This is a genomic window from Limnohabitans sp. Rim47, from assembly GCF_001517545.1.
GTDB lineage: Bacteria > Pseudomonadota > Gammaproteobacteria > Burkholderiales > Burkholderiaceae_C > Limnohabitans_A.
This window is the reverse complement of record NZ_FBYA01000001.1, coordinates 157,850-180,871: the sequence shown is the minus strand read 5'-3', so window position 1 is coordinate 180,871 and position 23,022 is coordinate 157,850. Positions and strand designations below refer to the sequence as shown.

17 protein-coding genes are annotated in these 23,022 nt (G+C 61.8%); 10 read left to right on the top strand and 7 right to left on the bottom strand.

Annotated elements, in window-relative coordinates; genetic code table 11:
- From BN3544_RS00810 to BN3544_RS00800, 3 genes are read right to left on the bottom strand one after another with little or no spacing between them, the layout of a single operon-like run.
- Entirely contained in the window at nucleotides 1-777 is a 777-nt protein-coding gene (locus BN3544_RS00810; protein WP_019429961.1) for a DUF1365 domain-containing protein, read from the bottom strand.
- The gene (locus BN3544_RS00805; RefSeq protein WP_026036644.1) at nucleotides 774-2,093 is read right to left on the bottom strand and encodes an NAD(P)/FAD-dependent oxidoreductase; all 1,320 of its coding nucleotides are present in this window, start codon (nucleotides 2,091-2,093) and stop codon (nucleotides 774-776) included. Before BN3544_RS00805 ends, BN3544_RS00810 begins: the two co-directional genes overlap by 4 nt.
- An 8-nt stretch (nucleotides 2,094-2,101) precedes the next feature.
- On the bottom strand, nucleotides 2,102-2,731 hold the full coding sequence (locus BN3544_RS00800; protein WP_019429963.1) for a glutathione peroxidase: 630 nt from the start codon (nucleotides 2,729-2,731) through the stop codon (nucleotides 2,102-2,104).
- 88 nt (nucleotides 2,732-2,819) lie between these two features.
- Here BN3544_RS00800 and BN3544_RS00795 point away from each other — a divergent pair, with 88 nt between their 5' ends.
- Together BN3544_RS00795 and BN3544_RS00790 are read left to right on the top strand one after the other, a co-directional pair.
- Entirely contained in the window at nucleotides 2,820-3,008 is a 189-nt protein-coding gene (locus tag BN3544_RS00795; protein WP_019429964.1) for a DUF2256 domain-containing protein, read from the top strand.
- Between the two features lie 48 nt (nucleotides 3,009-3,056).
- Nucleotides 3,057-4,595, top strand: coding sequence for a cryptochrome/photolyase family protein (locus tag BN3544_RS00790; RefSeq protein WP_019429965.1), 1,539 nt, complete (start codon nucleotides 3,057-3,059; stop codon nucleotides 4,593-4,595).
- A 123-nt stretch (nucleotides 4,596-4,718) separates the two neighbouring features.
- Here BN3544_RS00790 and BN3544_RS00785 read toward each other — a convergent pair whose 3' ends face one another.
- From BN3544_RS00785 to glnE, 3 genes are all read right to left on the bottom strand, one after another.
- Nucleotides 4,719-7,814 carry an efflux RND transporter permease subunit gene (locus BN3544_RS00785; RefSeq protein ID WP_050999101.1) on the bottom strand — a complete coding sequence of 1,032 codons (3,096 nt, stop codon included), beginning with the start codon at nucleotides 7,812-7,814 and terminating at the stop codon, nucleotides 4,719-4,721.
- A gap of 13 nt (nucleotides 7,815-7,827) precedes the next feature.
- Nucleotides 7,828-8,934, bottom strand: a complete 1,107-nt coding sequence (locus tag BN3544_RS00780) for an efflux RND transporter periplasmic adaptor subunit (protein WP_036075057.1) — start codon at nucleotides 8,932-8,934, stop codon at nucleotides 7,828-7,830.
- Between the two features lie 73 nt (nucleotides 8,935-9,007).
- Nucleotides 9,008-11,728 carry a bifunctional [glutamate--ammonia ligase]-adenylyl-L-tyrosine phosphorylase/[glutamate--ammonia-ligase] adenylyltransferase gene (gene glnE / locus BN3544_RS00775; protein WP_050999102.1) on the bottom strand — a complete coding sequence of 907 codons (2,721 nt, stop codon included), beginning with the start codon at nucleotides 11,726-11,728 and terminating at the stop codon, nucleotides 9,008-9,010.
- A gap of 109 nt (nucleotides 11,729-11,837) precedes the next feature.
- Here glnE and BN3544_RS00770 point away from each other — a divergent pair, with 109 nt between their 5' ends.
- From BN3544_RS00770 to BN3544_RS00755, 4 genes are read left to right on the top strand one after another with little or no spacing between them, the layout of a single operon-like run.
- Nucleotides 11,838-15,911 carry a YhdP family protein gene (locus BN3544_RS00770; protein ID WP_231733877.1) on the top strand — a complete coding sequence of 1,358 codons (4,074 nt, stop codon included), beginning with the start codon at nucleotides 11,838-11,840 and terminating at the stop codon, nucleotides 15,909-15,911.
- Nucleotides 15,908-17,992, top strand: coding sequence for a sensor histidine kinase (locus tag BN3544_RS00765; RefSeq protein ID WP_019429970.1), 2,085 nt, complete (start codon nucleotides 15,908-15,910; stop codon nucleotides 17,990-17,992). The genes BN3544_RS00770 and BN3544_RS00765 overlap by 4 nt, the downstream gene beginning before the upstream one ends.
- 9 nt (nucleotides 17,993-18,001) lie before the next feature.
- Nucleotides 18,002-18,652 carry a response regulator transcription factor gene (locus tag BN3544_RS00760; protein ID WP_026036645.1) on the top strand — a complete coding sequence of 217 codons (651 nt, stop codon included), beginning with the start codon at nucleotides 18,002-18,004 and terminating at the stop codon, nucleotides 18,650-18,652.
- A complete protein-coding gene (locus BN3544_RS00755) occupies nucleotides 18,649-19,215 on the top strand; it encodes a C40 family peptidase (RefSeq protein ID WP_019429972.1) in 567 nt (188 codons plus the stop codon). Before BN3544_RS00760 ends, BN3544_RS00755 begins: the two co-directional genes overlap by 4 nt.
- A 19-nt stretch (nucleotides 19,216-19,234) precedes the next feature.
- Here the strand turns inward: BN3544_RS00755 and BN3544_RS14330 are convergent, their stop codons facing one another.
- Nucleotides 19,235-19,390 (bottom strand): hypothetical protein, encoded by a 156-nt coding sequence (locus BN3544_RS14330; protein ID WP_019429973.1) that lies wholly within the window; start codon nucleotides 19,388-19,390, stop codon nucleotides 19,235-19,237.
- Here BN3544_RS14330 and BN3544_RS00750 point away from each other — a divergent pair.
- From BN3544_RS00750 to BN3544_RS00735, 4 genes are all read left to right on the top strand, one after another.
- Nucleotides 19,323-20,549 (top strand): murein transglycosylase A, encoded by a 1,227-nt coding sequence (locus BN3544_RS00750; RefSeq protein WP_026036646.1) that lies wholly within the window; start codon nucleotides 19,323-19,325, stop codon nucleotides 20,547-20,549. The two genes, BN3544_RS14330 and BN3544_RS00750, sit on opposite strands and share 68 nt — an antisense overlap.
- Nucleotides 20,546-20,836: a YkgJ family cysteine cluster protein gene (locus BN3544_RS00745; RefSeq protein WP_026036647.1), complete on the top strand. Its 291-nt coding sequence runs from the start codon at nucleotides 20,546-20,548 to the stop codon at nucleotides 20,834-20,836. Before BN3544_RS00750 ends, BN3544_RS00745 begins: the two co-directional genes overlap by 4 nt.
- Before the next feature lie 223 nt (nucleotides 20,837-21,059).
- A complete protein-coding gene (locus BN3544_RS00740) occupies nucleotides 21,060-21,845 on the top strand; it encodes a class II aldolase/adducin family protein (RefSeq protein ID WP_019429976.1) in 786 nt (261 codons plus the stop codon).
- 39 nt (nucleotides 21,846-21,884) lie between these two features.
- A complete protein-coding gene (locus BN3544_RS00735) occupies nucleotides 21,885-23,009 on the top strand; it encodes an alkene reductase (protein ID WP_019429977.1) in 1,125 nt (374 codons plus the stop codon).
- The last annotated feature ends 13 nt before the right edge of the window (nucleotides 23,010-23,022 follow it).

The window sequence follows — 23,022 nt, the reverse complement described above, 5'->3', positions numbered from 1 at the left end:
TCATCGGGTCACAAAATCACGGGGCAGTTCGGGCTTGCGCCAGAACGGTACTTTTTTCAGCCAAAGCAACAGCGCATGCCAGTGGATGCGCGCCACCACGCCAAAAGTCAGCAGTGGAAAGCGCCACATCACGCGGCGCAAAGCAGCTGCGGTGGCGGGCTCGAGCACACCGCTCCAGCTGGTGTCGATCAGGGGCCCGTCGGCATCGGTGTGGTCCACGCGGGCCACGATGCGGTCTTGCCCAGCATGGTGCGTGCGCATGAAACGAAAGCGGTACTCGCCCTGTACGTCGCAAAAGGGCGAGACATGGAAAACCTTGTGAGCCGACAGCGTGTGGCCATATTGCGGTTCGGGCAGCAGGTAGCAATGGCGCTCGCCAAAGGTGTTGTTCACCTCGGCCACGATGGCAGCCAAGCTGCCATCGGTGCGGTGCGCGTACCAAAAACTCACGGGCTTGAAGGCATGGCCCAGCACGCGGGGAAAGGCCTGCAGCCAGACCTCGCCTGTGGCATCGTGAATGCCTTCTTGGTGCAACAACTCATCGAGCCAAGCCAATGCGCCACCTTGTTCGACTGAGCGGCCATCGCCATGGTCTGCGTCATGGAAAGCGAACCAAGCGCGGCGGTTGATGGCCAAATCTTGTGCGCCCTGGCCTGCTTGCAAACAGCGCATCGGCAACATCAAAAACGCCGTGGGGTAAACAAAGGCGTGGTGCGCCGGGCGATGGCGCGTGTGGCGCACCTGGCCCCAACCGATGAGCGCGGTGGCTGGCTTCATGCGGTCAACTTGTCCGGGTCAACTTGGGCTTGCTCGTGAATTTGCTTGAGCAAGGCGCGCCCGACTTGCAGGCCCGACTTGAGGCCGTCTTCGTGAAAGCCATAACCTGTCCAGGCCCCGGCGTACCAGGTGTGTTGCTGGCCTTGCAACAAAGGCAAACGCTTTTGCGCCTCGATGGCGGCCACGTCAAACACCGGGTGCGCGTAATCGTATTCGCCCACGATGGTGGTCGGGTCAATCGCTTGCAACGGGTTGAGCGACACCACCACGGGTTGCGCAAACGGGATGCGCTGCAAACGGTTGAGCAAGTAATGCAAACACACCCTTGAAGATTCGCGCTCGTGGCTGGCGGCGCGTTCGTAGTTCCAGGCGGCCCAGGTCTTGGCGTTGGCGGGCAGCACGCTGGCGTCGGTGTGCAGCACAGCGCGGTTGTCCTGGTAGCGGATCGCACCCAACAAGCTGCGCTCATAGGTGCTGGGCTCGCGCAACAAACCCAATGCCTGGTCGGTGTGGGTGGCGATGACCACTTGGTCAAAACGTTCGGCATGGCCGTCGGTGACGATGCGCACACCCTGCGCATCGCGCTCGATCAGGCGCACGGGCGTGTTCAGGCGTTTGTCATGCACACCCGCCAAAATTTTCTCGACATAGTGGCGTGCACCGCCCACCACGCTGAACCACTGCGGGCGGTTCGTCACCTGGATCAGGCCGTGGTTGTGGCAAAACCGGATCATGGTCGCTACCGGAAACTGCAGCATCTGGTCGGTCGGGCAACTCCAGATGCAACCCAGCATGGGCAAGAAATACCAATCGCGAAACGGTTCGCTGAACTTGTGGCTGCGCAAAAATTCAGACAGCGGTTGCTGCAACTGCGCTTCGCGCTGCTCTTGGGCAATGCGGGTGCACAAAGCGTTGAAGCGCATCACATCGGCCAGCATGCGCCAAAAGCGCGGGTTGATCAGGTTGCGCCGCTGGGCGAACACGCTGTTCAAGTCGGTGCCGCTCCACTCCAGAGTTTTGCCATTCAATGCGCCCGGCACCTTGACCGAAAACGACATGTCCGACGGCGCCGTCTCTACGTTGAGATCGGCAAACAGTTGGATCAAGTTGGGGTAGGTGCGTTCGTTGAACACCAAAAAACCCGTGTCCACCCCGTGCGTGACCATGCCCTGCGGCGTGGGCAACGTGACATCCACCGTGTGGGTGTGGCCGCCAAAATAATCGCCCGCCTCGAACACGGTGATGTCGGCATGGTCTTTCAGGGTGTGGGCCACAGCCAAGCCTGAAATGCCCGAGCCCACGATGGCCAGTTTCATGCGTCGGCTCATGGCTTGGCTTTCAGGGCCTTGTCGATCGCCGAGAGCAACGTTTTGCTGTCCGGACCGGTCATGCTGCTGTACTGGTCGATGACTTTGCCGTCACGGCCGATCAGGTATTTGTGAAAATTCCAGCGGGGCTTCTGACCTGTTTGTGCCGTCAACTGTTTGAACAACGGCGCAGCACCATCGCCCGTGACTTGGGTTTTGGTGAACATCGGAAACTTTACCCCAAAGGTGCTTTCGCAAAAATCGGCAATCTCTTTGTTACTGCCTTTTTCTTGCGCAAAGTCGTTGGACGGAAAGCCTAAAACCACCAAGCCTTGGTCTTTGTATTGGGTGTTCAGGGCCTCCAGGCCTTTGTATTGCGAAGTGAAACCGCAAAAACTGGCGGTGTTGACCACCAACACCACCTTGCCCGCGTACTGGCACAGCGACTGGGGTTTTTCGTCTTGCAACCTTTCAACGGTGTGGCTGAGGATGGCAGGGCAGGCCGCTGTTTTTGTAGCTGTTTGTGCCGCTGTTTGTGCCGCTGTTTGCGGGCTGGCCTGCGCCGCGTCCAGGCCCAAGCCCAGCACAGCGGCCAAGACGGCCATCAGCAGGCTGGCGCCCCATTGTTTTACCCAAGAGTGATTCATTTGCACTTTTAAATCTATTTTGTGACTGGTTAGTTTAAACTTGTTTTTCTACGCTGTCACGCCAGCCCTATTTTCATTGGAGGAGCGCATGCCCAAACCCTCGGGTTTTAAGGGGAACAAGCAGGATTTACCGCAAAAACCCTGCGCCGTTTGTGGCCGCCCCATGAGCTGGCGCAAAAGCTGGGCCAAGAACTGGGACAGCGTGCTGTATTGCAGCGACCGCTGCCGCGCCGCCAAAGGCACGGCCCCGGCCAAGGCCTATGACGTCACCCGCTGAAACATCAGTGACTCAAACCGCAGCACCATGACTCAAAAAAGACACCGCATGACACGCCACCTGATTTTGGTGCTGGGCGACCAGCTGGGCTGGGACAACCCAGCTTTTGAAGACTTTGACCCGGCGCAAGACCGACTGCTGATGATCGAGGCCGACAGTGAAGCGGACGAGGTCTGGAACCACCAAGCCCGCATCGCGCTGTTTTTGTCGGGCATGCGCCACTTTGCCAACGAGGCGCACCGCCGCCACTGGCCCTTTACCTACCTGCGGCTAGACGACGAGCACTTGCCCGCCGACTTCGCCGGACGGCTGACCCATGCGCTGCAAAGCCACACACCCAAGGCCTTGGTGGTGATGGAAACCGGGGCTTGGCGCATGGACAGGCTGATCGAAGCAGCGGCCGAACAAGCCCAGGTGCTGCTGCGTTGGGTGGGCGACACGCATTTCATGTGCAGCCGCGCCGAGTTTGCCCGCTGGGCCGGCGACAAAAAAGAGCTTCGCATGGAGTTTTTTTACCGCGAGATGCGCAAACGCCATGGCGTGCTGATGGAAGGCAAAGAGCCGATCGGGGGCCAATGGAATTTTGATGCTGAGAACCGAAAAGGCTTTGGCGCCAAAGGCCCCGGCACCGTGCCACCACCGGCCCGCTTTGCGCCCGACCGCGTCACGCAAGACGTGATCGCGGTGGTGCGCCAACGCTTTGCCGGACACCCCCGCACGCTAGACCACTTTGCCTGGCCCGTGACCCGTGAAGATGCCTTGGTGGCGCTGCAACACTTCATCGACCAACGCCTTGAAAATTTTGGGGCCTGGCAAGACGCCATGTGGACCACGCTGCCTTTTGGCTGGCACGCATTGGTGGGCAGCAGCCTGAACCTGCATTTGTTGAACCCGCGCGAAGTGATCGCCGCCGCCGAACAGGCTTATCACGCCCGCGGCCTGCCATTGGCCAGCGTAGAAGGCTTCATCCGACAGGTGCTGGGCTGGCGCGAGTTCATTCGCGGCGTGTACTGGCTCGACATGCCGCACATGGCCCAAGCCAACCACTACGGCCACACACGCGACCTGCCGCCTTGGTATTGGACGGGCGACACGCACATGGCCTGCATGCAAGCCACCATCGGCCAAACCCTGCAACACGGCTACGCGCACCACATCCAGCGGCTCATGGTCACCGGGCAGTTTGCGGTGCTGGCCGGACTGTCACCGCAGCAAGTCAGCGCCTGGTACCGCGCGATGTATGTGGACGCAGTGGAATGGGTAGAAACACCCAACACGCTGGGCATGGCGCTGCACGCCAACGGCGGGCGTTTCACCAGCAAACCCTACGTGGCCAGCGGCCAATACATCAGCCGCATGAGCAACTACTGCAAAGGCTGCCGCTACCAGCCCGATGTGCGCACCGGCCCCAGCGCCTGCCCCATGACCACGCTGTACTGGGACTTTTTGATCCGCCACGAAAAGGACTTTTCAGGCAACCCCCGCACAGCACTTATGGTCAAGCATGTGGCCAAGATGAGCGACGAAGACCGGGCACAAATTCGTGCGCAAGCCGATGCCACGCGAGAAGGGCTGGCTGGGGTTTAAAAGGCGTTCGTCGATCCTGCAAATGCGGGAATCCACAACCGCCGAATGCATGGATCCCCGCCTTCGCGGGGAAGGTGCAAGGGGCTCCGGTCGTCTTTGCCAGATGACGGACAGGCCCCCAGCTCAGTGGGTGCGCCACTTGCGCAGCATGCGCCCGGCCCACAGCCCCAAATCATCGAGGTAAGTGAACACCACCGGGATCACCAGCAAGCTCAGCACGGTGCTGGTGAGCAGGCCGCCGATCACGGCAATCGCCATGGGCGAGCGGAAACTCACATCGGCGGCGCCCCAACCCACGGCAATGGGCAACATGCCCGCACCCATGGCGATGGTGGTCATCACAATCGGACGCGCCCGCTTGTGGCAAGCGTCCAAAATGGCGTCCCAGCGGCTCATGCCGGGCACGGCGGGGTGGCCGTCGGTGGCGGGGCGGCCCCGCCGCGCTTCAATCGCGTATTCCACCAGCAAGATGGAGTTTTTGGTGGCGATGCCCATGAGCATGATCAGCCCGATGAGCGAAGGCATGGAAAAACTCTTTTGCGCGATCAGCAAGCCCACGAAGGCACCACCGAGCGACAGCGGCAAGGCCGCCAAGATCGTGACGGGCTGCAAAAAACCTTTGAACAGCAAGACCAGCACGATGTAGATGCACAGCACACCGATCAGCATGGCCAGACCAAAACTGGCAAACAGCTCGCCCATGACTTCGGCATCGCCCACCTCTACCACCTTCACGCCCGGCGGCAGGCTTTGCAGGGCGGGCAGTTTTTGCACCGCCACCGTCACATCGCCCAGCGGCATGCCCGACAGCTCGATCTCGAAGTTGATGTTGCGCTGGCGGTCGTAGCGGTCGATCACAGCGGGGCCTCCGGCCACCTCGACGCTGGCGACCTGGCTGAGCATGACGGGGCCACGGCTGCCCGGCACCATCAAGCGTTCGAGCGTGCCCAGGTCTTGCCGGGCCTCGTCGCCCAACTTGACGACGATGGGCAACTGGCGCTCCGACAAATTGAGTTTGGGCAGCGCCGCGTCGTAGTCGCCCAAGGTGGCCACGCGCAAGGTGTCGCTGATGGCCGCGGTGGTCACACCCAAATCGGCCGCTTTGGCAAAGTCAGGGCGCACCGCGATCTCGGGGCGCACCAAGCTGGCCGTCGAGGCAATGGAGCCCAGGCCTTGGATGGTGCGCAAGTCACGCTCGACCGCCATGGCGGCGGTTTGCAGGGCCTGCGGGTCATCGCCCGTGAGCACCAGCAGGTACTTCTCACCCGAGCCCCCCAAACCGACCTTGGTGCGCACACCGGGCACTTGCTGCAAAGCAGTGCGGATGTCGTTTTCAATCACTTGTTTGCGCGGGCGCGTGCCGCGCTCGGTCAGCTGGATGGTGAGTGTGGCTTTGCGCACCTCGGCGGCACCGCCGCCCGCAAAGGGGTCGGTGCCCGCACTGCCGCCACCGATGGTGGTGTAGACGCTTTTCACGTCTTTGACCGCCATCAAAAGCTGGCGGGCGTGTTCGGCGCTGGCCTGGGTTTGGGCCAAATTCGAGCCGGGCGGCAACTCCACATACACCTGGGTTTGCGAGTTGTCGTCGGGCGGAATAAAGCCCTTGGGCAGCAAAGGCACCAGCATGATGGAGCCGATGAAAAACAAGGTGGCCAGCACCATGGTGGCGAAGCGGTGCTTCATGCACCAAGTGGCCCAAACCATGTAGCGCTTGAGCCAAGCCGGCTCGTGCGCCGCGGTGACGATGGGCTTCAAGATGTAGGCCGCCATCATGGGCGTGAGCACCCGTGCCACCACCAACGAAGCGAACACCGCGAGCGACGCCGTCCAGCCGAACTGCTTGAAGAACTTGCCCGGAATGCCGCTCATGAAGGCCGTGGGCAAAAACACCGCGATCAAGGTGAAGGTGGTGGCGATCACGGCCAAGCCGATCTCGTCTGCCGCTTCCATGGCCGCTTGGTAGGGCGACTTGCCCATGCGCAAATGGCGCACGATGTTTTCCACCTCGACAATCGCATCGTCCACCAGCACACCAATCACCAAAGACAGCGCCAGCAAAGTCACCACGTTGATGGAAAACCCCAAATAGGCCATGCCAATAAAGGCCGGAACGACCGACAGCGGCAAAGCCACCGCCGAGACAAAGGTGGCCCGCCAGTCGCGCAAAAACAGCCACACCACCAGCACCGCCAAAATCGCGCCTTCGTACAGCAGCGTCAATGAGCCGTCGTATTCCTCTTGCACCGGGGTCACAAAGTCAAACGCCTCGGTGATCTCGATGTCTGGGTTTTGCAAGCGGTAGTCGGCCAGCGCTTGGCGCACCAAGCGGCCCACGGCCACTTCGCTCTCGCCCTTGCTGCGCACCACCTCAAAGCCCACCACGGGCTTGCCATCCAAGCTGGCCGCCGAACGCGGATTGGCCAGCGTGTCGCGGATGGTGGCCACCTGGTCCAAGCGCACGCGTGCGCCGCGCGAAGTGGCCAGCTCAATTTGCCCCACCTCTTGCGCCGTCTTCACGGTGGCCAAGGTGCGCACCGGCTGCTCGCCCGCGCCCAAGTCCATGCGGCCACCGGCGCCTTCTTGCTGCACCTGTTTGAGTTGGCGCGACACTTCAGCAGCGGTGATGCCCAGCGACTGCAAACGGTTCACATCGAGCGAGACCTGCACCTCGCGCGTCACGCCGCCCACGCGGTTGACAGCGCCCACACCGCGCAGCGACAAGAGCTTGCGGGTGATCTCTTTGTCAACCAACCAAGACAGGGCTTCATCGTCCATGCGCTCAGAGCGCACGGTATAGGCCAGCACCGGGGTGCCCGCCAAATTGATTTTTTGCACCACCGGGTCGCGCAGGTCTCCGGGCAAATCGGCGCGCACCCCTTGAATGGCCGAGCGCACATCGTCCACCGCTTCTTGCGTGGGCTTTTCCATGCGGAACTCGGCGGTGATGGACACCACGCCGTCTTGCACTTTGGTGGTGATGTGCTTGAGACCTTGCAGCGGGGCCAACGCGTTTTCGAGCTTGCGGGCCACATCGGTTTCGAGCTGCGAGGGCGCCGCGCCTGGCAAGCTGGCGGTCACACTGATGGTGGGCACGTCCAGGTCTGGAAAGTTCTGCACTTTCATAGACCCAAAAGCGATAAAGCCGGCCAGCGTCAGCAGCACAAACAGCATGACGGCCGGGATCGGGTTGCGGATCGACCAAGAAGAGACGTTGAGCATGGCGTCCCTTTGTTTATTGGGCGGCGGGTTTGGCCGCGGCATCGACCACGCGCACCGTGTCGCCGTGGTTCAAGAATGCACCGCCACCGGTCACCACACGGTCGTCGGCCTTCAGGCCCGCCGTCACCTCCACACGATCGCCACTTTGGCGACCGGTTTGCACCTTGATCTGGCTGACCTTTTGCTCAGCACCCACGGTGTAGACGTAGCTGAAACCATCACGCACCACCACCGCGCTTTGCGGCAAAGTCAAGGCCTGGCTTTGGCCCAGCGTGATCTCGCCTTGGGCAAACATGCCGGCGCGGGCGCTGCCGGTTTGAGCGGGCAAATCGACATAGACCAAGGCGTTGCGGGTTTGCGCATCGACCGAAGGCGCCACCATGCGCACCTTGCCTTGCAGCACCTGGCCACTGGCGGCCTTGACTTGCACCGGAGCGCCCGGTTGGATGCGGCCCAACTCGGTGGCCGTCACTTCGGCACGCCACTCGATGCGGCCTTGACGGATCAAGCGAAAGAGTTCCGTGCCCGCGCCCACCACGCTGCCCACGGTGGCTTGACGCGCCGAGATCACGCCCGCATCGGGCGCACGCACCTGGGTTTGCGACAAGCGCACGTTTTGCAACTGCACCACGGCACGCGCCGACTGCACGCGGGCGGCAGCAGACGCCTGGGTGGCCAGGGCTTGGCTCAGTTGCGCATGGCTGAAAAAGCCTTGCTGCTGCAAGCTGCGGGCGCGCTCGGCCTGGGCCTGGGCTTCTTGCGCACTGGCTGTTGCTTCGGCCAGCGCGGCTTCGGCCTGTGCCAACTCGGCCCGCAAGGCATCGGCCTGCAAGAGCGCCAGCACATCGCCGCGCTGCACCCGGTCGCCCACATTGACCCGCACTTCGGTGATCTTCAGCCCATTGGCCTCCGACCCCACCACGGCTTCTTGCCAAGCGGCCAAAGAGCCGTTGGCCTTGATTTTTTGGGCCATGTTGGCCGTTTGCGGGGTGGTCACGGTGACCGTGAGAGAGGGTTTGCTGGCCATCGGGGCTTTGCCGTCATCGGCAGCACAAACCGCACTGGCCATACCCGCCAAAACCCAAGATCCTGCCCACACCCGAACACCGCTTTTTTTCATGACGCTTCTCTTTGCTGCACGCCTGGCTGGCGCGCGATGAGTTTAGCGGTTGACCCCGCTTAAAAAAGCCGTGTCATTGCATGACGAACTGCCACACCGCCAAAACCGCGTCACGCTCAGTGGCCAGTGCCTCCATAAGCACATCGGTAGGCTCTTCGTTCAGACGGGCTCGGTGCTGAACCCGGCGCATTTCGCGGTAGGCGTTGGCGGCAGCTTGCCCCATGCCCAATGGCAACAAACCCACCTCTTCGGCGCGGATCAACAAGGCGATGTTGCCCACATTGTCGGCCAGCTTTGGGTGGGCAGCGGTGTGCAGCAGCACCAGGTACTGCACGGCAAACTCGGCGTCGACCATCGCACCGGGGCTGTGCTTGACATCAAAACGATCGGCCTTGACCGGGTGGCCCTGGCGCACACGCTCGCGCATGGCCACGATTTCAGCCTTGAGGCTGGCTGCGTCTCGCGGGGCGCTGATGACGGCGCAGCGCACCGCATCAAAACGCGCGGCCAAAGCAGGCAGGCCCATGACAAAGCGGGCACGCGTCATGGCCTGGTGTTCCCAAGTCCAGGCGGTGTTGCTGCCGCGCTGTTGCTGGTAATCGGCATAGGCTTCAAAGCGGGTGACCAACAGACCCGAGTTGCCGTTGGGGCGCAGGGCGGTGTCGATTTCGTACAAATCGCCGTCAGCGGTTTTGACGGTCATCCAATTGATCATTTTGCGCACGTAAGCCGCATAGATTTCCTGGGCGCGTTCGTCCTCATCGTCGTAGACAAACACAATGTCCAGGTCGCTGCCGTAACCCAGCTCTTTGCCGCCCAGCTTGCCGTAACCAATGATGGCAATCGCCGGTTCTTCGCGGTGACGGGCCTTCAGGCGGTCCCAACACCAGCGGGCGGTCACTCGCAGCACGGCATCCGCCAAGGCGCTCAGGTCATCGGCCACTTGCTCCACCGTGAGCACGCCCTCCACGTCCCTCGCCAGCGTGCGGAACTGCTCGGCGTGATGGGCACGGCGCAGCAAGTTGAGCAGGCTTTCTTCGTCGTCTTCGCCAGTGCGCTGCAGGGCCTGCCGCCGAGCCTGCAGTTCGGCCTCAAATTCGGCAGCATCGAAACGGCTGACGAACAAGTTGCCCCCAGCCAACTCGTCGATCACACCGGGATGTTGCAACAAATAACGTGCAGGCCATTTGGCTGCGCCCAACAAGCGCAACAGCCGTTCATGCACAGAAGGGCGCTCCAGCATCAGTGCCAAATAACTCTCGCGACGCAGCAGGGGTTCGATCCAGTCGACCATGCGCAACACGGCCTCTTCGCTCACGCGGCCGTTTTGCAACCATTGGGCGGTGCGCTGCAGCAGGCGCATCAGGCGGCCACGTGCATCGTCGCGCAAAGCTTGCACACGTGGGTTGGCTGGCCATTGCGCCAAGCGCTCGCCGATGCGGCCCGAGAAAATCCCGGCCATGTCGTCCAGTTCGGTCGGCTCGCGTTGGCCATTTTTGCCATTGCAGCCTTTGCATTCACGGTCACCGCCCAGCAAGGTGTCGAACTCTTGTGCCACCACTTCTCGGTGTGCGTCCAGATCGGACAAAAATGTACAGCTGCCGGAATAACCCAAGGTCCGGGCAATCCAGACCAAGTCGTCGTCGCGGGTGGGCAGCACATGGGTTTGCTGGTCGTCCAGGTACTGGATGCGGTGCTCAACCTGGCGCAAAAACACATAGGCCGCAGCCAAAGCATCGGCTGTGGCCTGTGGCATGAGCCCTGCCTTGGCCACGCGTTGCAGCGCGTCCAGCGTGGGGCGGGTGCGCAACTCAGGAAATTGCCCTCCGCGCACCACCTGCAGCAGTTGCACCGTGAATTCGATCTCGCGGATGCCGCCACGCGACAACTTGACGTCGTTGGCGCGTTCGGGGTGCCCCGCGCTGCGTTTGGCCGCATGGTCGCGGATTTGCTGGTGCAGCGTGCGCAGCGATTCAAAAACGTTGTAGTCGAGGTAGCGGCGAAATACAAAGGGCAACACCACGCCGCGCAAAGCCTGCGCCGAGCCGTTAAGCACGGCGCTGCGCGGGGCCACGACCCGGCTTTTCATCCAGGCAAAGCGCTCCCACTCGCGGCCTTGCACCTGCAAATACTCTTCCAAGGCATCGAGAGAGACCACGCTCGGGCCCGAGTTGCCGTTGGGCCGCAGGGCCAAATCGACCCGAAACACAAAGCCGTGCTCAGTGGTGTCACCGATCAAGGCGTACATGCGCTTGACGGCGCGGGTGAAATAGTCCTGACAAGAGACTTTGTTGCGGCCTTCACTGTTGCCCAAGGTTTCGCCGTCCTGGTCGTACACATAAATCAGGTCAATGTCACTGGACACGTTCAATTCGCGGGCACCCAGCTTGCCCATGCCGATGATCCACATTTCCGCGCGCTGCCCATCTGACTTGGTGGGCACGCCATGCAGCACATCCAAGTCGGCCATGACCTGTTGCCAGGCGATGTCGAGGGTGACCTCAGCCAGCCAGGTCATGCCGTGGGTCACCACCTCCAGCGCGGCCTGCCGGGTGCAATCCAACTGGGCCAGGCGCTCCAGGGTGAGCTGTCGCAACACGCGCAATGCGGCGCTGGTGTCCAGGCCCCGGGCCTGCAAGGCGGCATAAGCGGCAATCAGGCTGTCGCGGTTGGGCTCGCCGGGCGGCAAAAGGGGCAAAACATCGGCATAACGGCGGTGCAAGCGTTGCAAGAAACGTGAATACAGGGGCCCATCGGCGGGGTTGACATCATTTGCGGCGGGTGCCTCGTGCATAGGCTGGCTGCGGGTCATAATTCCTGCTGACTTTCTGATTCAAATGTTTGTGCCCACTTTGCCCCCTTTTCCCCGCCTGACCCTTGTGCTGTCCCGTTTGATGCGGGCCATGGCATGGGTCTTACTGGTGCTGGGCATTTTGTTGGGCTTGGCCTGGGGCGCCTTGCATTTTTGGATTGTGCCGCGAATTGGCGATTTCCGTCCCACCCTGGAACGCTTGGCCCAGCAAAGCATCGGGGTTCCAGTGCGCATAGCCCACATCTCAGCCGAGTCCACGGGTTGGGCACCTTCGTTCGAGCTGCGCGAGATCGAATTGCTCGACCCCGAAGGCCACACAGCTTTGCGACTGCCCAAGGTCTTGGTCGCCATCAGTGTGCGGTCGGTGTTGGGCCTGAAACTGGAACAGCTGGTACTGGATGCCCCCGAACTCGACATCCGACTCAACGCCGATGGCAGCTGGCGCGTGGCAGGGCTCGATTGGGCGCAGAGCGGTGGCGGTCAGAGTGCCGCGGCCGATTGGTTGTTTGGGCAGCGCGAAGTCATTGTGCGTGGGGGCACGCTGCGATGGACCCACGAGCGCGCCCTGAACGCGCCCTTAAAAGGCTTGTTGCCACCGCCGTCAGCCCAAACAGCGTCTGATTTGCCCGATGACCCTGCAGCACCGCCAACACTCGCCTTGCGTGATGTGGACCTGCTGCTGCGCAATTCTGCTCGGCACCACGATGTGCGCCTGGACGCCACGCCTCCCGATGAATGGGGACAGCGCTTCGTGACGATGGGGCGTTTCAAACGCAGCCTGCTGTCAATGCACCCCGGCGCATGGCCCGACTGGACGGGCCAGGTTTATACCTACTTTCCACAGGTCGATGTGGCGCAATTGAGTCAGCACGTCCCTTTGGGCGTGAACATCGCCAAGGGACAAGGTGGCCTGCGTTTGTGGAACGATGTCACCAACGGACAGTGGGTCGGCGGGCTGGCCGACATCCAACTGACAGGGGTTAAAACCAGCGGCACCACAGATACGCCACCACTGGCGTTCGAGCAGTTGTCTGGCCGTTTAGGGGCCAAAATCAACCCGCTCGGTTTTGAGGTGTCCACCCAACATCTGACGTTCACCAGCGACCAAGGCCTGGCCTGGCCGGGCGGCAACCTCTCACTGGCCTACACCTACCCCCAAGGCAAAAACACGGCACGCGGCCACCTTCAGGCCGATCATTTGGACCTGTTGGCGCTGCGAGAAGTGGGTTTGCGCATGCCCTTGCCCGACGCTTTGCGCCAGCGCCTGCACGAGCAAGAAGTCAGTGGGCAAGTCGAAACTTTGCAATGGCGCTGGCAAGGCGACTGGCAATCGCCCGACAAATTCGATACGCAAGTCACCGTGAATGGCCTCACGCTGCCGCCACAAACCAGACCCGCTACCGACACCCGCGCCCGCTGGCCCGGCGTAAAAAGCGCGCAAACCAAACTGAACCTCAACCAGGATGGGGGCCGCATTGAAGTGGACATGAGCGCTGACGGTGCCCTGTTTTTACCGGGCGTTCTGGAAGATGCCGAAGTGCGTGTACAGGCATTGCGGGCGCATGCCGTTTTCAAGCGCGACGCCAAGCAATGGCAAGTGCCCGAATGGAAACTCAAACTGAGCAATTCAGATGTGCAGGGCGAATGGCAGGGCCAATGGCATGCGGCATCCGACGGAGGCGGTCCCGGTGTGCTGGATTTGCAGGGTCAAATCAAACAACTCAACGCATCTCGCGCTTACCGATACCTGCCCTTAACACTGCCTGCTGGCGTGCGTCAATTTGTACGCGATGCCGTGGCCAAAGGCGTCTATTCAGACGTGCAGGTCAAGATCAAGGGTGATCTTGCAAAAATGCCTTTTGCCGATCCCAAAGAAGGTGATTTCAGCTTCGCCGGACGGGTGCGGGATATTGAGCTGGATTACATCCCTGCTGCCCTGCTGCCATCGAAAAGCCTGCCCTGGCCTCGCCTGCACAAGCTGACAGGTCAGTTGGTCTTTGACCGTCTGGGCATGAAGTTGACCGATGCCTCCGCGCGGGTGGGCGATGCACGCACAGGTCTGAGCCTGACGGCAGGCCAGGTCGACATAGCAGACATGGCGCACAACCCTGTACTGAACGTCAGTGCCGAAAACAAAGGCCCTGCCACGCAAGTGCTGACACTGGTGCAGAAGTCTCCCTTGGACGCGCTGCTGTCGGGGGCTTTGCGCCAAACGCAAGCCACGGGCAACGTGCAAACCCGGTTCAAACTGACCGTGCCACTGCTGACGCCGCAGGACACCAAAGTGCAAGGGCTTGTCGTGCTGGCGGGGAACGATTTGCGCATGACGGCCGCAACCCCTTTGTTGGAAAAAGCCCAGGGCACGCTGCAATTTACAGAATCGGGGTTCACCTTGACCGGCATGCAAGCGCGTTTGCTGGGCGGCCCTGTTCGCATTGAAGGCGGCCTGTCTGTAACGGCGGGCACAAGCAACGGCGCCAAACCCGAGACGGGCCTGCAACTGCGTGCCCAAGGCCAAGTCACCGCTGAAGGCCTGCGCCAAGCCAAAGAGTTGGCGCCGCTCAACGCACTGGCGCAACACGCCAGCGGTGCCACCGCTTACAGTGCGCAGCTGGGCTGGCGGCAGGGCCAACCCGAGCTGTCTGTGCAAAGCCAACTGGACGGTCTGGCATTGAAGTTGCCAACGCCATTGGGCAAGCCCGCAGGCAGCAGCGCCCCTTTGTCTCTTCGAATGCGCGTGCAAAGCACGGGCAGCGGTTTGCGTGATCAGGTTCAGCTGGAATGGGGCAACATCGCTTCAGCTAACTATGTGCGGGATTTGGCAGGCCCGGCACCTGTCGTTTTGCGCGGCAGCTTGACCCTAGGCTTGCCGAGCACGCAAGCGCCAACTTTGCCCGACGCAGGCGTTTCGGCCTCGGTGGCTCTGGACCATTTTTCTGTAGACGAATGGCAAGCTTTGTTGCCCGCCAACGTGGTGTCGGACGCCGAAAAAGTCAGCCCAGGCCAAGCCGCTTGGCAAGCCTATTTGCCCACACGCATCGGCCTGCAGGCCAACACCATCACCGCCGATGGCCGCACCCTGCACCAAGTAGTGGCAGGCGCCGTTCGCGAAGGGGCGACGTGGCGCACCAATGTCGATGCCCGTGAGCTCAACGGACATGTGGTCTATCGCCAACCCGGCAGCGAGCAATTGGGTCATCTTTATGCACGGCTGTCGCGCTTGAACTTGCCACCCTCCAGCGTGGCCGAGGTCGAGGGCCTGCTCGAAGCGCCCCCGGTCAATTTGCCCTCACTGGACATCGTGGTCGAACAGCTGGAGCTGCGTGGCAAAAAACTCGGCCGCATCGAAATCGAGGCCATCAATACCGAGCAGCAAAGAACACGCCTCAAAACCGCACCCGAATGGCAGCTGAACAAGTTCAACATCGTCTTGCCCGAAGCCACATTGCGCAGCACGGGGCGTTGGCTTACTGCTGGCGACGGCGGGCAGCAACGCAAAACCGAAATGAACTTCAAGCTGGATGTCTCCGATGCCGGGACCTTGCTCACGCGCTTGGGCACACCCGACGCCTTGCGTGGAGGCACCGGGCAACTCGAAGGATCGGTGCGCTGGCAAGGCTCGCCTTTGGCCCTTCATTACCCCAGTATGTCCGGGCAGTTCAGTGTCAAGATGGGGCGCGGCCAGTTTCTCAAAGCCGATGCAGGTGCCGCCAAGTTGCTGGGGGTTTTGAGCCTGCAAGCCTTGCCGCGTCGTTTGTTGCTGGACTTCCGTGACGTGTTTTACGAGGGCTTTGCCTTTGACTCGGTGCTCGGTGATGTCACCATCACACAGGGCATCGCCAACACCCGCAACATGCAAATCAAGGGCGTGAACGCGCTGGTCCAACTCGATGGCTCGGCCGATATCGCACATGAAACCCAAAAGCTGCGGGTGGTGATTTTGCCCGCACTGGACGCCGGAACAGCCTCTTTGGTCGCCGGTATCGCAATCAACCCGGTGGTGGGTCTGACCGCGTTTTTGGCCCAGCTGTTTTTACAAAACCCTTTGGCCAAAGCCAATACGCAGGAATTCTTGATCGACGGCAGCTGGGCTGAACCACGGGTCACCAAAGTGAACAGCAGCAACGGGGACAGCAAAAAATCGCCCCACCTTGACGCACCATGAAACGAACAGGCACCTCTCGCATCGCTTTGGCGTGGCAAAAGATCTGGTCGCCTTGGCGTTCAAAACTCGATGAAATGCTGCCCTGGGGTTCGGGGCGAAGGTCCTTGTGGGCAGCCCTGATCGCCTTGGTGCTGGCGGTGCTGGTCACACTGGTCTGGCTGGCTGGCCGCTATGAGGCCAGCCAGGTGCAAGCCGAGCTGGAACGCGACACCGCCGATGCCGTGTCCGACTTGCGCAACAGCCTGTCACGCCACGTACAGGCCTTACAAGCACTGCAATCGGGGCACTACATGCCCGCCACTTGGCAGCCCGAAGCCCAAACTTTGTTGCGCGACAACCGCGATTGGCTGCGTCTGGAATGGCGTGACAAAAATTGGCAGCTGCTGTCTTTTTCCGACTCGCCCTTGCGTGCGCCCGCGTTTGAGCGAATCGCACGCGCCGAGGTGCTGAACGAAGCCGCCCAAGCCTGCCAACGCGCCAAGCGCCTGAATGGCCCGGCTTACTCCAGCACCTACTTTTTGCCACAAGCCGATGGCTTGGGCATGGAGGTGATGGAGCTGTGTTTGCCCGTGACGCAGGCTGGCGAATTCATGGGCTACACGGTGGTGACGTACAGCCTGCAAGAGCTGCTGACGGAACGGCTGGGGCCCACATTTGGCCGTCGCAACGAGCTGTCTTTTGTCGAGCCTGACGGGACACGGTTGGCCATTGCCGGCACCCAACGCCGGGAGCGGCGCATTTTCACCACGCAACAACTGGTTGACTTGCCTGGCAACACCTTGCTGCTGCGCATGGACGGGCGGCGGGGTGAGCCCGATTTGTTCCCCAATGTGCTCACGGCCTTGGTCACGGGCATGTCGATCGCGCTGATCACCGTGATGGTGTTGCTGGCCAAAGATGCCCGACGCCGCCTCAAGGCTGAACGCGACCTGGCCGACGCCCTGGCATTTCGCAAAGCCATGGAAGACTCGCTGGTCACCGGTTTGAGAGCCCGCGATCTGCAAGGGCACATCACTTATGTGAACCCCGCGTTTTGCCAAATGGTGGGCTGGGAGGCCGAGGCACTGATCGGTCAAAACGCCCCGATGCCTTACTGGCCACCCGAAATGGTGGATGAATACCAGCAACGCCAGGCCATTCGTCTGGCCGGCAACGCCCCGCCCCGGGAAGGTTTTGAATCGGTCTTCATGCGACAAGACGGCACGCGCTTTCCGGTACTGATCATCGAAGCGCCGCTGATCAGCGTGCGAGGTGAACAGACGGGCTGGATGGGCGCGGTGATCGACATCAGCGAGCAGCGCCGCATCGAAGAGCTGTCGCGCGCCAGCCAAGAGCGCCTGCAAGCCACCGCCCGACTGGCTACCGTGGGCGAGATGGCGTCATTGCTCAGCCACGAATTGAACCAGCCTCTGGCCGCCATTTCGAGCTATGCCAACGGCTCGCTCAACCTGCTGAAAGACCCACAGGCCGAACCGCAAACCCTAGACGATGTGCACATGGCGTTGCGGCGCATTGCCGAACAGGCCGAGCGGGCGGGGCGTGTCATCAACAGCGTGCATGACTTTGTGCGACGCCGCGACCAGGCCCGCGAGGCGGTGGCGCCGCAAGCCCTGCTCGACGCCATATCGCCACTGGTCAGTCTGCAAGCACGCAAACTGCATGTTCGGGTGCACATTCGGGTGGAGGGACGCTTGCCCCTGGTGTGGTGCGACCGCACCATGGTCGAACAGGTTTTGCTCAATTTGGCGCGCAACGGCATGCAAGCCATGGACCTGCCGGAGTGCCGCGATCGGGTGCTGGTCTTGCACGTCAAACGCGCCGCGTCCAACCCTGAAAATGCTTGGGTCGAATTTGCAGTGACCGATGTCGGTGCTGGCATCGCGCCCGAGATCGAAACCCAGTTGTTCAACCCCTTCTTCACCACCAAAGTCGAAGGCATGGGCTTGGGCTTGAGCCTGTGCCGCACAGTGGTCGAACAACACGGGGGGCATTTGGCCTTCGAGCCGCTTGCGCCCAAAGGCACTGTTTTTCGCTTTACCCTGCCGGCCGCGGACGGCAATGCCGCCACAGGCACCGCCTAGAATCGCCCCATGCACCTTCCTTTTGACAGCATGGTCTACATCGTTGACGACGACATTGGCGTGCGCGAAGGCATGGCCTGGTTGCTGCGCACGCGGCGCTTGCTGAGCGAGCCTTACGACAGCGCCGAAGCCTTTTTGGACATGCTGCAACAAGCCGCCCAAGTGCCCCATGCCACGCCATTGCCCCAACAAGCCGGGTGCATCCTGCTCGACGTGCGCATGCCGGGCCTGAGCGGACTGGCCTTGTTCGAACAATTGCAAGCCAACGGGCTCGCGCAGGCCTGGCCTGTGATTTTTCTGACCGGGCACGCCGACGTGCCCACAGCGGTGGACAGCGTCAAGCGCGGGGCTTTTGACTTTTGCGAAAAACCGTTTTCTGACAACGCCCTGGTGGACCGCGTGGAACAGGCCTTGTTGCTGTCGCAAGAGCGCTTGGTGGCACGCACGCAGCAAAATTTTTTGCAATCGCGCCTGGGCGAACTGACCGACCGCGAACGCGACGTGATGCGCCTGGTGGTCGAAGGCCTGCCCAACAAGCTGATCGCGGACCAACTGGACATCAGCGTGCGCACGGTCGAGGTGCACCGCTCTCGCGTGTTCGACAAGATGGAAGTCAAGTCGGCCGTGGAATTGGCCAACCTGATGCGGGCCTTGACATGAGCCAAGCGCCAGGTTCGTGGGCAGGATGGGCGTGCGGCGTGCGGCACACCCTCGCGCTGGGAGGGCTGGGCTTGGCACTGGTGTTGACGGGTTGCTCATCGCCGGGCCCGCGATCGGCCACGGCGTCGCAATGGCCCAGCACAGCGCCGGCGAGCGATCCTGTCACAGGCCACACCGCCTACGACCCCAAACGCAACGACTTGGCCTTGTTTGCCTTGTCCTTGCTGGACACCCCTTACACCTGGGGCGGCAGAGGCCCTGCCACCGGTTTCGATTGTTCCGGGCTGGTCTCGCATGTTTACCGCGAAGCGGCGGGGCTGCCGGTCAAGGGCACATCAGCCGACCTGGGCCAAAAATCTCGCCCCATTGACCGCACACGCCTGCAACCCGGCGATCTGGTGTTTTTCAATACCCTGGGGGCACGTCACTCGCATGTGGGCATTTATGTCGGCGATGGCCGCTTTGTGCATGCCAGCAACCCCCGCACTGGCGTGCGCGTGGACCAGTTGAACAACCGTTACTACGCACAGCGGTTTGAAGGGGCGGGAACGCTGCTGGATTGAGAACGGCCGGCGACCGGGGTCAAGGCGTTTTGTCGTCCTGCTCGGGGTTTTTGGGGGTTTCGGGGTTTGCGGGCGGCGGCAACTCGCCTTTGGATCGACCCGAAAACATGGTCCACCACACAATCAAGACGAAGACCGCCAAGGCCAGCAAGGCTTCCAGCAAAATAAGGGCCATGAGCACAATTCCGTTTCTTTTGACAACCCGGCTGCGTTCGGGCTGGGCGTTGGCTGCGATTGTAGGCAGCCTGGTCGGCTGCTCGGTCGCCCCAGTGCGCGATGAACCTGGCCAAGCCAGCCCATCGGCCACGCCACAAACACGCGAGACCGGGCCCTTGCCGCCCGCGATCATGCAAGCAAAAAGCCGATGGGTGCCGGTGCCTTGGTCGGATCTGCCCGGTCTGGACACTGACGCACTGCACGAAGCTTGGCCCGCCTGGCTGCAAAGCTGTTCGCGCCCAAGCAAACCCTGGGTCGCCCTGTGCCCACAAGTGCGGCAACTGGCCAGTGCCTCGGCACCCGTTCAGCGCAACTGGATACGGCAAAACTTGCAAGCCTACCGGGTGGAATCGCTCAGCCAACAAACCGAAGGCTTGCTGACCGCTTATTACGAACCCGTGCTGAATGCCGAGCGCCAGCCGCGACCCGGCTTCCAGGTGCCGCTGTATGCCCCCCCCGCCGACTTGAACAAGCGCAAGCCCTGGTACACCCGGCAAGAGATGGAAACCACGCCAGCGGCACGCGCGGCACTGCGGGGCAAAGAACTGGTTTATCTGGCCGACCCGGTTGACGCGATGGTGCTGCACATTCAGGGCTCGGGGCTGGTGAATGTGACCGAAGCCGATGGCCGCCAGCGCATGGTGCGTCTTGCCTTCGCAGGAACAAATGATCAGCCCTACAAAAGCATTGGTCGCTGGCTGCTCGACCAAAACCTGATCCGCGACGCCTCCTGGCCCGGCATCAAGGCCTGGATTGAGCGCAACCCGACACGCGTCAACACCTTGTTGTGGCAAAACCCGCGCGTGGTGTTTTTCAAGGAAGAAGCCTTGCCGGTCGGTGCCGTGCCGCCCGGCCCCAAGGGCGCACAAGGTGTGCCGCTGACAGCCGAACGCTCGATCGCAGTGGACCGCAGCAGCATTCCGTATGGCACACCCGTTTGGCTCAAATCCGTCGGCACACAAACCACGCTCGACCGCCTAGTGTTGGCCCAAGACACCGGCACGGCAATCGTGGGTGCGGTGCGCGCCGACTACTACGCCGGATCCGGCCCCGCAGCGGGCGAGCTGGCCGGCCGCATGAAGCAGCCTTTGCAGCTCTGGGCGCTCTGGCCCCGATGAGTTCACCCCACACTCACGCGGCGCACTGCCGTCCTGGCTGCGCAGCCTGCTGTATTGCGCCGTCCATCTCATCGCCCATACCGGGCATGCCGGACGGCAAACCTGCGGGCGTGCCCTGCGTGCAGCTGGACGAGCAACGGCGTTGCAAGATCTTCGGCCAGCCGGATCGCCCGGCGGTATGCGGACAACTGCAGGCCTCTTGGGAAATGTGCGGGCCGCAGGACGACGGCGGGCAATTTGCACTCAGGTTTCTGACGCGACTGGAACTGCTGACACGGCCAGCGTGAAGGCGGTGAAATTCAAAACGCGTAAGCCACTCTGACGCCACCCCAACTTGGCAACTAAGCCACACTGATAGGCCAAAGGCCCCAAGCAAAGACGTGTCTAAAAAACACCCACCACGGGATGAAGGTGACAAGCCTCAACAAAAACACAGTCACCAAGACGTCAATCCATTGCACGGCCTGTGGTTAAGCTGAAGCTTCCTTTTTAATGCTCCGGAGCACGTTCATGGCGTTTGAAATTCCCTCCCTGAAAGACAGCGTTCACCCCGATGAATGGCAGTTGCGCCTGGACCTCGCAGCTTGCTACCGGCTGGTGGCGCTGTATGGCTGGAGCGATCTGGTGTTCACCCACATCAGCGCCAAGCTGCCGCACTCGGTGGCAGGCGATGCGCACCAGTTCCTGATCAATCCCTATGGCCTGATGTTTGACGAGATCACCGCCTCCAGCCTGGTCAAGGTGGACATGCAGTGCAACAAATTGCATGACAGCCCCTTCCCAGTGAACCCAGCGGGCTTTGTGATCCACAGCGCAGTGCACGAGGCCAGGCCCGATGCGGGCTGCGTGCTGCACACACACACCCGTGCCGGCGTGGCCGTGAGCGCGCAACAGCACGGCGTGCTGCCCATCAGTCAGCAAAGCACCTTTGTGCTGGCATCGCTGGCCTATCACGGCTATGAAGGCGTGGCGATTCGCGACGACGAAAAAACGCGGCTGCAAACCGATCTGGGCGAGGCCAATTTTTTGATGCTGCGCAACCACGGCCTGCTGACGGTGGGCAAGACCATTGCCGATGCTTTCTTGTCGATGTACACGTTTGAAAACACCTGCCGCATTCAGGTGGATGCGCTGGCGGGCCAGTCCGGTCCGGCGGACCTGACGGCCGTGGACCCGCAAATCCTGACGGGGGTGGCCCATGCCTCACGCGTGCAAACCGGCGGCCTGGGCGGTGCGTTTGTCTGGCCGTCGTTGCTGCGAAAGTTGCAACGCGAGAGCCCAGATTACGCTCACTGAAACAGGCCCTCAATGTCCTTTTTTGTTTGAACCGCACACATGACCTCTTTGTTTGAACCCTGCCAAGTCGGTGCCATGCACTTAGCCTCACGCATTGTGATGGCCCCCTTGACACGCAACCGCGCACCCGGCGCACTGGCCAACGCACGAATGGCCACCTATTACCGCCAACGCGCCAACCCGGTCACGGGCGCGGGCCTCATCGTCACCGAGGCCACGGCCATCAGCCACCAAGGCCAAGGCTATGCCGATGTGCCCGGCATCTGGAGCGAAGCGCAAGTCGCTTCTTGGAAACAGGTCACAGACGGCGTGCACGCAGAGGGCGGCAAGATCGTGATGCAGCTGTGGCATGTGGGCCGCGTGTCGCACACGAGTTTGCAGCCGGGCGGCGCCGCGCCTGTGGCGCCGTCAGCCATCACGGCAAAAACCAAAACCGTGTTGCTGGTCGATGGCCAGGCCAAGTTCATGGACACATCAACCCCTCGTGCGCTTGATGCACGCGAATTGCCCGGCATCGTGCAGGATTACCGCCGCGCTGCGGCCAACGCCATCGCCGCCGGTTTTGACGGGGTCGAGGTGCATGCCGCCAACGGTTATCTGATCGACCAGTTTTTGCGCTCTGGCAGCAACCAGCGAACGGATGCTTACGGCGGCACGGTTGAAAACCGCGCCCGTTTTTTGAACGAAGTCATGGCGGCGGTGGTTGCCGAAATTGGCGGAGACCGAACAGGCATCCGCCTGTCACCCGTCACGCCCGCCAACGACGCCTGCGATGAACAGCCTCAGCCCTTGTTTGAGCACGTGGCCGGTTTGCTGGGCCCGATGGGCCTGGCCTATGTGCATGTGATCGAAGGATCGACGGGTGGGCCTCGTGACCACCAGCAAGGGCCCCTTGCTTTTGATTACGCGGCACTGCGCCGCGCCTACGCGTCTGCAGGTGGCCAAGGCGCCTGGATGCTCAACAATGGCTACGACTTGCCGCTGGCCGAACAAGCCCTGTCGCAAGGTGCCGATTTGCTGGCGTTCGGCCGACCCTTTATAGCCAACCCCGATCTGGGTCTGCGCTTGCGTCAGGGCGGGCCGTTCAACACAGCAGACCGCGCCACGTTTTACGGCGGAAGGGACGCGGGCTACACCGATTACCCGCATTTGTCACCGCCCTGACAGTTGCGCGCAG

Excerpts from the sequence above, each read along its gene's own strand:
- BN3544_RS00810 (WP_019429961.1), bottom strand. The coding sequence starts at position 777 with ATGAAGCCAGCCACCGCGCTCATCGGTTGGGGCCAGGTGCGCCACACG.
- BN3544_RS00805 (WP_026036644.1), bottom strand. The coding sequence starts at position 2,093 with ATGAAACTGGCCATCGTGGGCTCGGGCATTTCAGGCTTGGCTGTGGCC.
- BN3544_RS00800 (WP_019429963.1), bottom strand. The coding sequence starts at position 2,731 with ATGAATCACTCTTGGGTAAAACAATGGGGCGCCAGCCTGCTGATGGCC.
- BN3544_RS00795 (WP_019429964.1), top strand. The coding sequence starts at position 2,820 with ATGCCCAAACCCTCGGGTTTTAAGGGGAACAAGCAGGATTTACCGCAA.
- BN3544_RS00790 (WP_019429965.1), top strand. The coding sequence starts at position 3,057 with ATGACACGCCACCTGATTTTGGTGCTGGGCGACCAGCTGGGCTGGGAC.
- BN3544_RS00785 (WP_050999101.1), bottom strand. The coding sequence starts at position 7,814 with ATGCTCAACGTCTCTTCTTGGTCGATCCGCAACCCGATCCCGGCCGTC.
- BN3544_RS00780 (WP_036075057.1), bottom strand. The coding sequence starts at position 8,934 with ATGAAAAAAAGCGGTGTTCGGGTGTGGGCAGGATCTTGGGTTTTGGCG.
- glnE (WP_050999102.1), bottom strand. The coding sequence starts at position 11,728 with ATGCACGAGGCACCCGCCGCAAATGATGTCAACCCCGCCGATGGGCCC.
- BN3544_RS00770 (WP_231733877.1), top strand. The coding sequence starts at position 11,838 with ATGGCATGGGTCTTACTGGTGCTGGGCATTTTGTTGGGCTTGGCCTGG.
- BN3544_RS00765 (WP_019429970.1), top strand. The coding sequence starts at position 15,908 with ATGAAACGAACAGGCACCTCTCGCATCGCTTTGGCGTGGCAAAAGATC.
- BN3544_RS00760 (WP_026036645.1), top strand. The coding sequence starts at position 18,002 with ATGCACCTTCCTTTTGACAGCATGGTCTACATCGTTGACGACGACATT.
- BN3544_RS00755 (WP_019429972.1), top strand. The coding sequence starts at position 18,649 with ATGAGCCAAGCGCCAGGTTCGTGGGCAGGATGGGCGTGCGGCGTGCGG.
- BN3544_RS00750 (WP_026036646.1), top strand. The coding sequence starts at position 19,323 with ATGGTCCACCACACAATCAAGACGAAGACCGCCAAGGCCAGCAAGGCT.
- BN3544_RS14330 (WP_019429973.1), bottom strand. The coding sequence starts at position 19,390 with ATGGCCCTTATTTTGCTGGAAGCCTTGCTGGCCTTGGCGGTCTTCGTC.
- BN3544_RS00745 (WP_026036647.1), top strand. The coding sequence starts at position 20,546 with ATGAGTTCACCCCACACTCACGCGGCGCACTGCCGTCCTGGCTGCGCA.
- BN3544_RS00740 (WP_019429976.1), top strand. The coding sequence starts at position 21,060 with ATGGCGTTTGAAATTCCCTCCCTGAAAGACAGCGTTCACCCCGATGAA.
- BN3544_RS00735 (WP_019429977.1), top strand. The coding sequence starts at position 21,885 with ATGACCTCTTTGTTTGAACCCTGCCAAGTCGGTGCCATGCACTTAGCC.